This is a genomic window from Streptomyces sp. (assembly GCF_035644915.1).
Taxonomy (GTDB): Bacteria; Actinomycetota; Actinomycetes; order Streptomycetales; family Streptomycetaceae; genus Streptomyces.
This window is the reverse complement of record NZ_DASQNP010000255.1, coordinates 1-10,013: the sequence shown is the minus strand read 5'-3', so window position 1 is coordinate 10,013 and position 10,013 is coordinate 1. Positions and strand designations below refer to the sequence as shown.

Below are 10,013 nucleotides of genomic sequence, written 5' to 3'. Positions count from 1 at the left end.
GGAGGACCGCCCGCGCCCGCCCCGCCGTTCAGACCCCGGCGGCGGGACCGGCGGGTCCGGCGGGTCCGGACGCCGACCGCGCCTCGGCCACCGTCAGCCCCGCCACGGCGGCGAGCAGCAGCGCGGTGCCCAGCACGGTCGCCGCGGTGAGCCGCTCGCCCAGCAGCACGACGGCGATCACGGCCGCGCTCACCGGCTCGATGAGCATGACCACCGACGCGGTGGCGGCCCGGACGACCGCCGCCCCGGCGAAGTACAGCGCGTACGCCAGCGCCGTCGGCACCGCCGCCGTGTACGCCAGCAGGGCCAGTACCCGCAGCGGGTCGGCGGTGGCCTGCGGCAGCAGCCCCTCGGTCAGGGCCAGGGGCAGCAGGCACACCGCGCCGACGCCGAACGCCCAGGTGGTCGTGGTGTACGAGTCGCCGCCCCCGCCCTCCCGGCCCATCCACCGGGTCAGCAGGGTGATGACGGCGTAACCGGCGGCCGACAGCAGCGCCAGCCCGACGCCCAGCGGCCGCACCGTCGCCCCGTCACCGCCGAGGCACAGCACCGCCAGGCCGCCCAGCGCCCCGAGCACGGCCACCAGGCCGCCGCGGCCCAGCCGTTCGCCCATCGTCAGCCGGGCGCCGAGCGCGATCAGCACGGGCCCGGCGCCGAGCGTGACGACCGTGCCGACCGCGAGCCCGGTGGCCTGGACCGCCCCGAAGTAGGCGGTCTGGAACAGGGTCAGGCCCAGCCCGGTGGCGACGATCCGTCCCACCCGGCGGCGCCGCGGCCCGGGCGCGGACCGGGTGGCGGAGCGGCCCGCCCGGGCGGTGCGCAGCGGCAGGAAGGCCAGCAGCAGGGTGATCCCGCCGACGTAGCGCCAGAACGACAGGGCGATGGGCCCCAGATCGCTGGCGCGGTACAGCAGGGCGGCCGCCGCCCCGGCGGTGCCCCAGGCGATCCCGGCGACGATCAGACAGAGCAGTCCGCGGCCGACGGGCAGGCCGCCGGCGGACGCGACGGCAGCAGCGGCAGAACCGGCGGAATCATCGGTTCCGCCGGTGGGCGTGGAAACGACAGAAACAGAATTCGACACGTGTGAGTTCTCCGCGTACGTCGGGAGTGGTCATGTGGTCCCGTACGCGGGCATCGGCGATCTGCGTGGTGGCAGTAGATGCCCCGGCGCGGTCCTCCTCGGCGGCCCGCCCTACGCGGCGGGCGGCGGCAGCACGGTCGAATGCATGGACAGCACCCTACGGGGCGGGCGTGTCCACGGGCAAACGGCTTCCCCCGCTCCCCCCGTCGTCCCCTTTCTCTGCTTTCCCCGACTCCCCCGGCTTCCCCGACTTCTCCGCCGCCCCGCTCCCGGCCACCGGCCCGGCGGGCGGCGTCGTGGGGGTCGTGCGCTGCGCGATGAACGCCCCGGCGAGCACCAGCACGCCGCCGAGGGCCTGCACCGCCGACAGCCGCTCGTCCAGCAGCACCCAGGCCAGCACGGTGGCCACCACCGCCTCCAGGCAGGCCACGACGCCCGCCACCTGCGGCGAGAGCCTGCGCACCGAGATCACCCCGGTCAGATAGGCGGCCACGGTCGCCACCAGCACGATCCAGCACAGCAGCACGGCGGCGGGCACCCGGGCGCCGCCCAGCTCCGCCTGCCCGCCGAGCACCTGCCACTCCATCTCCCACGGGCGGGCGACGGCGGTGAGCAGCAGCGCGCCGAACAGCAGCCCGTAGGCGATGACGCCCAGCGGATCGGGCGCCGCCGTGCCCCCGGGGTCGCCGGTGCCGTGGTCGGAGAGCACGAAGTAACCGACCTGGCAGCAGGCCGCGCCCAGCGCGAGCAGCAGTCCGAGCGGATCGAAGCCGAGCCCGGCCCAGATCTCCACCACGCAGGCCAGCCCGCCGACGGCGAGCACCACGCCGACGCCCGCCGCCCGGGTCACCGGCCGCCGCTGCACGAAGCGCACCCAGCCCAGCACCAGCGCGGGCGCCAGGTACTCGACCAGCAGCGCGACCCCGACCGGGATGCGGGAGATCGCGGCGAAGTAGCACGCCTGCACGCCCGCGACGGCCAGCAGCCCGAACCCGGCGAGCAGGGCCGGGCGCCGCAGCAGCAGACCGCGGTGGCGCCAGGCGAGCGGCAGCAGGACGACGGCCGCGCCCGCGACCCTGAGCCAGGTGACGTGCAGCGGATCGAGACCGGCGTTGATCAGCGGCTTCGCCGCGGGTCCGGAACCGCCGAAGGCGACGGCCGAGACCAGGGCGAGGGTGAGTCCGGCGCCTCTCCCGGAGAGGGCGGAGGAGGGTGTCGAGACGTGCATCGGCCCATCATGGCAGGGGGCGTCAGGAGTGTCAGCAGCCGTGCCCCTGACAGTGGACCGGGCCGGGAGCCCCGGCGGGGGCACGCGCCGTCAGGTCCCCGGGCACCACGCCCGCGCGGCACAGCACCTCCACGGCCCGGCACCGCGGATCGGCGAGCAGCGCGTCCAGCAGGTCGGGTCCCTCGGCCCGTACGCCGCCCCGCGCCCGGGCCCGCCACAGCGCGCCCTCCAGCGCCGCCACCGCCGCCGGGGACCACCCGGACGCGCCGCGTCCGGCCTGGGGCGCCCCCGTGCCCTCGACCGTCTCCTGCCACCGCAGTCCGTAGCCGATGCTGCGCTGCGCCAGGTATCCCAGGAGCCGCGTCAGGCGCACCGGACCGCCCAGGGCGGACCGGACGGCCGGGTCGGACTCGATCAGCCCGTGCAGCAGATGGGCGGTGTCGACGTGCCGGTCGCCGCCCCGTCCGGCGCGGCGGCGCGCGCTCGCCAGCGCCGCGACCAGCTCCGCGCTGAGCAGGTCACCGGCGTGCGGGCCCCCGCTCGCGGGGCCCTGGGGAGGCGTACGGCTGTGCACGTCCCCACCCCATCACCCCTTCCGTGCCGCGGCATCCGCGCCGGGGCCCATTCACGCGTCCCCCCGGAGTCGGGTTCGCGGCGCGCCGCCTCCTCCTTGGGACGGAGGAACGAAAGGTCCCGTTTCGCTTTCCGGAACGCGGGGAACCCCTGGGCAGCACGGCCGCCGAAGGGGCGCACCGGAAGGGAGGAGCGGCTCCATGACCGACGTCACCGCCGCCACCGGGCCGGGCCCGGAGGACGGACCGTCCGCGGGCGGCCTGCTCGGCCGCGAACAGCCGGACGTGGCCGGCGCCGCGGGCCACCGCGACCACCCGCCGCGCATGGGCTTCTTCACCGACACCTCGATCTGCATCGGCTGCAAGGCGTGCGAGGTGGCGTGCAAGGAGTGGAACGCCATTCCCGAGGACGGCCTGGAGCTGACGGGCATGTCCTACGACAACTCCCAGGGACTGAGCGCGTCCACCTGGCGGCACGTGGCCTTCATCGAGCAGCGCAAGCCCCTGGGCAGCCAGGAGCCGGGCGTCGACCACGGGCACCGCGGCGGTGCGGGCGGCGCGGAGGCCGTCGACGTCTTCGCCGCCGCCGGCCGGCTGGACACCTCCCCCGCCGCCCCCGGCCCGGGTGCCACCACGCCCGCGCCGGGCGACGCCCCGGCGGGCGCGCCCGCCGGGGAGATCTCCCCCCTCGCGCCCGACGGGCGCACCGAGCTGCGCTGGCTGATGGCCTCGGACGTGTGCAAGCACTGCACCCACGCGGCCTGTCTGGACGTCTGCCCCACCGGTTCGCTGTTCCGCACCGAGTTCGGCACCGTCGTGGTCCAGGAGGACATCTGCAACGGCTGCGGCTACTGCATCCCCGCCTGCCCCTACGGCGTGATCGACCAGCGCAAGGGGGACGGCCGGGCCTGGAAGTGCACCCTGTGCTACGACCGGCTGGGGGTGGGCATGGAACCGGCCTGCGCCAAGGCGTGCCCCACCGACTCCATCCAGTTCGGCCCGCTGGAGGAGCTGCGGGAGCGGGCCGCGGCCCGCGTGGCGCAACTGCACGCCGCCGGGGTGCCCGACGCCCGGCTGTACGGCGAGGACCCGAACGACGGCGTCGGCGGGGACGGCGCCTTCTTCCTCCTGCTCGACGAGCCGGAGACCTACGGTCTGCCGCCCGATCCGGTGGTGACCACCCGCGACCTGCCCTCGATGTGGCGCCACGCCGCCGTGGCGGCGGCCGCGATGGCCGCCGGGGTGGCCGCCTGCTTCGCGCGGGGGCGGCGGTGAGCGGCGCGGGCGGCCCGGTCGTCCCGGGCGGGCCGGGCGGCGCGGAGGCGGACGGCGAGCGCCCCGGCAGGGAGGCCCCGACCGGCCAGGGCGGCGGCAGGCACCGCCGCAGGCGCCGGCGCGGGGAGCAACCCGTCGTCCCCGAGGCCGAGTTCACCTCCTACTACGGCATGCCCGTCCTCAACCGGCCCACCTGGAAGGCCCTGGACATCGCGGGCTACCTCTTCCTGGGCGGCCTGGCCGGCGGTTCCTCGCTGCTGGCCGCCGGGGCGCACGCCACCGGGCGCCGGGCGCTGGCGCGGTCGGCGAAGGTCGGCGCGCTGGTGGCGATCTCCGCGTCCGCGGCGGCGCTGGTCCACGACCTGGGGCGGCCGGAGCGCTTCCTGAACATGCTGCGCGTCGCCAAACCCACCTCGCCCATGAGCATGGGGTCCTGGCTGCTCGCCGCCTACGGTCCGCTGGCCGGGGCCGCCGCCGCGACCGAGGTGACCGGGAGGCTTCCGCGCACCGGTGCCGCGGCCACCGCGGGGGCGGCCCTGCTCGGCCCGGCCGTCGCCTCCTACACGGCCGTGCTGCTCGCCGACACCGCCGTGCCGTCCTGGCACGAGGGCTACCGGGAGCTGCCGTTCGTCTTCACCGGTTCGGCGGCCGCGGCGGCCGGCGGGCTGGGCATGCTCACCGCTCCCGTGGGGCAGGCCGGCCCGGCGCGCCGCGCCGCCGCCCTCGGCGCCGCCCTGGAGCTGGGGGCCACCGAGGTGATGGCGCACCGCATGGGCCTGGCCGCGGAGCCGCTGGGGCGGGGCCGGGCCGGGACGCTGATGCGTCTGTCGAAGGTCCTCACCGCGGCCGGGGCCGCCGCGGGTCTGCTGGCCGGGCACCGCAGCCGCCCGGCCGCGGCCCTCTCGGGAGCGGCGCTGCTGGCCGGCTCGGCGGCCCTGCGGTTCGGCGTCTTCCGGGCGGGCGTGGCCTCCGCCGAGGACCCCCGGTACACGGTCGTCCCGCAGCGCGCGAGGCTGCGGGCCCGGGAACGAGAACGGGAACGGGAACGAGCCCGGGAGCGGGACCGGGAGCGCCGGTCGGGTGGCGACGGCGGAGCCGGCGGTTTGGCGGGCGGGGCCCCGGGTACCCCGGAGAGCCAGTGACAGGTGGGCCCGTGCCGCCGCTCCCCGCGGACGGCGGCACGGGCGGTCGGACGACGCGGGACGGACGGGACGAAGGCAGTACACGGCAGGGCATTACGAGGCAACGAGGGCAGCGAGGGCAGCGGCGTGGGCATCCGAACCTGGATCAACTCCTGGCCGGTCTACCGGCAGCTCACCGGTGACGACCCGCTGGGCCGCGGCGCCGCCGCGCAGAGCGAGCACACCGCGAACCTGACGCCCCGGGTGGACTCCGCCGAGAAGGTGGTGAAGTCCGTCTGCCCGTACTGCGCGGTCGGCTGCTCCCAGAACGTCTACGTCGAGGACGGCAGGGTCACCCAGATCGAGGGCGACCCGGACTCCCCGGTGTCCCGCGGACGGCTGTGCCCGAAGGGCGCGGCGAGCCTCCAGCTCACCACCGGCTCCGCCCGCGCCGAGCACGTCCTCTACCGCAGGCCGCACGGCACCGAGTGGGAGCGGCTGGACCTGGACACGGCGATGGACATAATCGCCGACCGGGTGATCGAGGCGCGCCGGTCCGGCTGGCAGTGGGAGCACCGGGGGCAGCGGGTGCGGCGCACCATGGGCTTCGCGCACCTGGGCGGCGCGACGCTCGACAACGAGGAGAACTACCTGATCAAGAAGCTGTTCACGGCTCTGGGCGCCGTGCAGATCGAGAATCAGGCCCGTATTTGACACTCCTCCACCGTCCCCAGTCTGGGGACCTCGTTCGGGCGCGGCGGCGCCAGCACCTTCCAGCAGGACCTGCAGAACTCGGACTGCATCGTCATCCAGGGTTCGAACATGGCCGAGTGCCACCCGGTCGGCTTCCAGTGGGTGATGGAGGCCAAGGCGCGCGGCGCGAAGGTGATCCACGTCGACCCGCGGTTCACCCGTACCAGTGCGATGGCGGACGTGCACGTGCCGCTGCGCGCGGGAAGCGACATCGCGTTCCTGGGCGGGATCGTCAACTACGTCCTGACCGAGGAGAAGTACTTCCGCGAGTACCTGGTGGCGTACACCAACGCGCCGGTGATCCTGAGCGAGGACTTCCGGGACACCGAGGACCTCGACGGCGTCTTCTCGGGCCTGGACCCGGAATCGCGCACGTACGACGCGGCCAGTTGGCAGTACGAAGGGACGGCCGCCCGTCCGGCCCCCGGGCAGCGCGAGGAGCGCTACCCCGCGACCGGCGAGGGCGGCGAGGAGATCGCCGGACAGGCGCGCGGCGAGACCCACGGCCTCGGCGGCGTCGACATCGGCTGGACGAACCCGCGGCGCGACGAGACCCTCAGCCACCCGCGCTGCGTCTTCCAGGTGCTCAAGCGGCACTTCTCCCGGTACACGCCGGAGATGGTGGAGCGGACCTGCGGCGTGCCGCCCGACCTGTTCCGGACCGTGTGCGAGACGATCACCGCCAACTCCGGCCGGGAGCGGACCTCGGCCATCGCCTACGCCGTCGGCTGGACCCAGCACACCACCGGGGTGCAGAACATCCGCACCGCGGCGATCCTGCAGACCCTGCTGGGCAACATGGGGCGCCCGGGCGGCGGGATCCTCGCCCTGCGCGGCCACGCCTCGATCCAGGGGTCGAGCGACATCCCGACGCTGTTCAACCTGCTGCCCGGCTACATCCCCATGCCCAACGCCCAGACCTCCGCCGACCTCGACTCCTACCTGCGGGCCGAGGGCGCGCAGAAGGGCTACTGGCACTACCTGCGGGCGTACCTGGTGAGCCTGCTCAAGGCGTACTGGGGCCCGGCCGCGACCGCGGAGAACGACTTCTGCTTCGACTACCTGCCGCGCCTGACCGGCACCCACAGCACCTACCAGACCGTCCAGGAGCAGCTCGACGGCGTCTGCAAGGGCTACTTCCTGATGGGCGAGAACCCCGCGGTCGGCTCGGCCAACGCCAGGCTGCAGCGCCTGGGCATGGCGAACCTGGACTGGCTGGTGGTACGCGACTTCTCGCTGATCGAGAGCGCCACCTGGTGGAAGGACGGCCCGGAGATCGAGACGGGCGAGCTGCGCACCGAGGACATCGGCACCGAGGTGTTCTTCCTGCCCGCGGCGGCGCACACCGAGAAGGACGGCAGTTTCACCAACACCCAGCGGATGCTCCAGTGGCACCACCAGGCGGTGGAGCCCCCGGGGGACGCGCGCAGCGACCTGTGGTTCATGTACCACCTGGGCCGGATCATCCGGGAGAAGCTGGCCGGGTCCACCGACGAGATGGACCGTCCCGTGCTCGACCTGGCCTGGGACTACCCGGTCAGGGGGGAGACCGCCGAGCCGGACGCCGAGGCCGTGCTCGCCGAGATCAACGGCTTCGACGCCCGGGGGCGCCCGCTGTCGTCCTACACCCGGCTGAAGGACGACGGGTCCACCTCCTGCGGCTGCTGGATCTACTGCGGCGTCTACGCCGACGGCGTCAACCAGGCGGCCCGCCGCAAGCCGGGCCGGGAGCAGAACTGGGTCGCCCCCGAGTGGGGCTGGGCCTGGCCGGCCAACCGCCGGATCCTGTACAACCGGGCGTCGGCCGACCCCGGGGGCAGGCCGTGGAGCGAGCGCAAGGCGCTGGTGTGGTGGGACGCGGAGAAGGGCCGGTGGACCGGCCACGACGTCCCGGACTTCCCCTCCGACACACCACCGGACCACGTGCCGCCCGAGGACGCCAGGGGCGCCGAGGCACTGTCGGGCACGGACGCCTTCATCATGCAGGCGGACGGCAAGGCGTGGCTGTACGTGCCCTCGGGGCTGGTCGACGGGCCGCTGCCGACCCACTACGAGCCCCAGGACTCGCCGTTCACCAATCCGCTCTACCGCCAGCAGCGCAACCCCGTCCGCGGGCTGCTGGTGCGGCACCCGGCCAACCGCTACCAGCCCAGCGGCGCGGAGCCGGGCTCGGAGGTGTTCCCGTACGTGGCGACCACCTACCGGCTCACCGAGCACCACACCGCGGGCGGCATGTCCCGGTGGCAGCCGTACCTGTCGGAGCTCCAGCCGGAGTTCTTCTGCGAGGTCTCGCCGGAGCTGGCGGCCGAGCGGGGGCTGGAGCACCTGGGCTGGGCGACGGTGGTCAGCGCCCGGTCCGCGATCGAGGCGCGGGTGCTGGTGACCGACCGGATGGCCCCGATCATGGTGCAGGGCCGGCCCCTGCACCAGATCGGACTCCCCTACCACTGGGGGCCCAACGGGTACACGCGCGGGGACGCCGCCAACGAGCTGCTCCACCTGTCCGTGGATCCCAACGTCCACATCCAGGAGACCAAGGCGCTGGCCTGCGACATCCGGCCGGGGCGGCGGCCGCGCGGACCGGCCCTCCTGGCGCTGCTGCGCGAGTACCACGAGCGGGCGGGCATCACCGAGACCACGGGCACCGAGATGTGACCGCCGCCGGCCGGGGTGCCGTCAGCGGACCACCAGGGTGTGCTCCCCCGCCGGCACCAGCTCACCGATCACGGGCGCGCCCGGGACCTCCCCGGCCACCAGCAGGCCGCCGGAGGTCTGGGCGTCGGCCAGCAGCAGCCGGGTGTGCTCGTCCGCGGCCCGGAAGTCGGTGTGCGGGGCGACCCACTCCAGGTTGCGGCGGGTGCCGCCGCTGACGTAGCCGTCGCGGACCGCCTCCCGGGCCCCGTCCAGGTAGGGGACGGCGGCGGCGTCCACCACGGCGGTCACCCCGGAGGCGCGGGCCAGCTTGTACAGGTGCCCCAGCAGTCCGAAGCCGGTGACGTCCGTGGCGCACCGCACGCCGGCGGCCACCGCCGCCTCGGCTGCGTCCCGGTTCAGGGCCGCCATGGTCTCCACGGCGTGGGGGAAGAACTCGCCGGTGGCCTTGTGACGGTTGTTGAGCACCCCCAGGCCGAGCGGCTTGGTGAGGGACAGGGGCACCCCGGGCCGCCCGGCGTCGTTGCGCAGCAGCCGGTCCGGGTCGGCGATCCCGGTGACCGCCATGCCGTACTTGGGCTCCACGTCGTCGACGCTGTGGCCGCCGCCGACGTGGCAGCCCGCCCGCCCGGCGACCTCCAGCCCGCCGCGCAGCACCTCCCGCGCCAGCTCGAACGGCAGCTTCCCACGTGGCCAGCCCAGCAGGTTCACCGCCACCAGGGGGCGCCCGCCCATGGCGTAGACGTCGGAGAGGGCGTTGGCGGCGGCGATCCGCCCCCAGTGGTACGGGTCGTCCACCACGGGCGTGAAGAAGTCGGCGGTGGCGATGACGGCGGGGCCGCCCGGCGGGCCGGGCAGCCGTACGGCGGCAGCGTCGTCGCCGGTGTCCAGGCCGACCAGCAGTTCGCCCGCGGGCTCGGCGGAGGGGACCGCCCCCAGCAGCCCCGCCACGGCCTCCTCCAGCTCGCCGGGCGGGATCTTGCAGGCGCAGCCGCCCCCGTGCGCGTACCGGGTGAGCCGGACGGGGGACTCCTGTGGTGCGCTTCCCCGGTCGGCCGTCCCGGGCAGGGTGTCCATCGCGCTTCCTCCTCGCCGAGGCGTCCGGCACCCCCTGCCCCGTACGCGCCGCCGGAAACGCCGGGCGGGAGATTGACTCCCCCCGAACCGCCGGTTTGGATGATCCAGGTCCGGGCATGCGCGTCCCGGCGTGGAGGCGTAAGGGTGCCTGGTGGCCCTCCCGGTCTTCAAAACCGAGGTGCCCGAGGATCTCGGGCAGGCGGGTTCGATTCCCGTCCGCCTCCGCCATCCGACCTGCGGAAATGCCGATCTCA

General features: G+C 75.1%; 7 protein-coding genes and 1 tRNA gene. 4 read left to right on the top strand and 4 right to left on the bottom strand.

All coding sequences use genetic code 11. From position 1 onward, the window contains the following. Nucleotides 1–28: 28 nt before the first annotated feature. The 3 genes from VE546_RS26795 to VE546_RS26785 form a co-directional block, all read right to left on the bottom strand. Entirely contained in the window at nucleotides 29–988 is a 960-nt protein-coding gene (locus VE546_RS26795; protein ID WP_324926786.1) for a DMT family transporter, read from the bottom strand. A gap of 250 nt (nucleotides 989–1,238) precedes the next feature. Continuing rightward, nucleotides 1,239–2,309, bottom strand: a complete 1,071-nt coding sequence (locus tag VE546_RS26790) for an EamA family transporter (protein WP_324926779.1) — start codon at nucleotides 2,307–2,309, stop codon at nucleotides 1,239–1,241. Between the two features lie 31 nt (nucleotides 2,310–2,340). After that, nucleotides 2,341–2,883 carry a peptidase gene (locus tag VE546_RS26785; protein WP_414720600.1) on the bottom strand — a complete coding sequence of 181 codons (543 nt, stop codon included), beginning with the start codon at nucleotides 2,881–2,883 and terminating at the stop codon, nucleotides 2,341–2,343. A 199-nt stretch (nucleotides 2,884–3,082) separates the two neighbouring features. Between VE546_RS26785 and VE546_RS26780 the strand changes: the two genes are divergently transcribed. The 3 genes from VE546_RS26780 (at nucleotide 3,083) to fdh (ending at nucleotide 8,685) form a co-directional block, all read left to right on the top strand. Continuing rightward, nucleotides 3,083–4,156 (top strand): 4Fe-4S dicluster domain-containing protein, encoded by a 1,074-nt coding sequence (locus tag VE546_RS26780; protein WP_414720599.1) that lies wholly within the window; start codon nucleotides 3,083–3,085, stop codon nucleotides 4,154–4,156. Then, complete coding sequence (nrfD, locus tag VE546_RS26775; RefSeq protein WP_324926777.1) at nucleotides 4,153–5,298, top strand: NrfD/PsrC family molybdoenzyme membrane anchor subunit; 1,146 nt, start codon at nucleotides 4,153–4,155, stop codon at nucleotides 5,296–5,298. Before VE546_RS26780 ends, nrfD begins: the two co-directional genes overlap by 4 nt. Nucleotides 5,299–5,424: 126 nt before the next feature. After that, entirely contained in the window at nucleotides 5,425–8,685 is a 3,261-nt protein-coding gene (fdh, locus tag VE546_RS26770; RefSeq protein WP_324926775.1) for a formate dehydrogenase, read from the top strand. A gap of 21 nt (nucleotides 8,686–8,706) precedes the next feature. On the opposite strand, the gene selD is transcribed toward fdh, so the two are convergent. Then, on the bottom strand, nucleotides 8,707–9,759 hold the full coding sequence (gene selD, locus VE546_RS26765; protein WP_324926773.1) for a selenide, water dikinase SelD: 1,053 nt from the start codon (nucleotides 9,757–9,759) through the stop codon (nucleotides 8,707–8,709). Between the two features lie 132 nt (nucleotides 9,760–9,891). Between selD and VE546_RS26760 the strand changes: the two genes are divergently transcribed. Beyond that, nucleotides 9,892–9,987: transfer RNA gene (locus tag VE546_RS26760), tRNA-Sec, on the top strand. Nucleotides 9,988–10,013 lie beyond the last annotated feature (26 nt).

Coding starts and splice junctions, on each gene's coding strand:
- VE546_RS26790 (WP_324926779.1), bottom strand. CDS start 2,309: ATGCACGTCTCGACACCCTCCTCCGCCCTCTCCGGGAGAGGCGCCGGA.
- VE546_RS26780 (WP_414720599.1), top strand. CDS start 3,083: ATGACCGACGTCACCGCCGCCACCGGGCCGGGCCCGGAGGACGGACCG.
- selD (WP_324926773.1), bottom strand. CDS start 9,759: ATGGACACCCTGCCCGGGACGGCCGACCGGGGAAGCGCACCACAGGAG.